The following is a 746-nucleotide window of genomic DNA, read 5'->3' as shown; positions in this document are numbered from 1 at the left end:
ACGCCCCAAACCATGTCCAATATAACAAAATCATTTACAGAAGAGGTAACGGCGTTTAAAGGGCGGGAGCTTCATGACCGTTATGCTGCTATTTATATGGACGCAACGTATATTCCGTTAAAGCGGAAAACCGTCGCCAAGGAAGCTATTCATATCGCAGTTGGCATTCGCCCGGACGGATCAAAGGAAGTATTGAGCTATGCGATTGCACCGACTGAATCCATCACGATTTGGGAGGAAATTTTATTGGACCTTCAAGAGCGCGGTTTGAAAAATGTCCTCCTGTTCATCACGGATGGCTTAAAGGGGATGGTAGGAGCGATTAGTCGGTTCTACCCCAAAGCCCGTTTTCAACATTGCTGTGTGCACGTTTCCCGTAATATCAGTCACAAAGTGCGTGTCGATGATCGTAAGGAAGTCTGTGATGATTTTAAAATGGTGTATCAAGCGTCATCTAAAAAGGCGGCATTGGAAGCACGTGGTGCTTTTGCGGAAAAATGGAAAACCAGCTATCCAAAAGTGGTTGAATCGATTCTTTCGAACGATCACTTGCTCACTTTCTATGATTTCCCCTTGGCCATACGCAAGAGTATTTATTCTACGAACTTGATTGAATCCTTTAATAAGCAAATCAAGAAATACAGCCACCGCAAGGAACAGTTCCAAAACGAAGAGTCGATGGAACGTTTCTTAGTCTCGTCTTTTGATACTTACAACCAAAAATTCCTAGGTCGCAGTCATAAAGG

Annotated in this window: 1 pseudogene; it reads left to right on the top strand. The window is 43.6% G+C overall.

The features are described from left to right. A pseudogene (locus BN346_RS04345) lies at positions 1 to 746 on the top strand (IS256-like element ISLgar5 family transposase); the annotation flags it as partial.

The sequence above is a fragment of the Clostridium ihumii AP5 genome (genome assembly GCF_000612845.1).
Classification (GTDB): Bacteria; Bacillota; Clostridia; order Clostridiales; family Clostridiaceae; genus Clostridium_J; species Clostridium_J ihumii.
The sequence above is the reverse complement of the archived record's forward strand: the minus strand, read 5'-3'. Positions and strand labels throughout refer to the sequence as shown.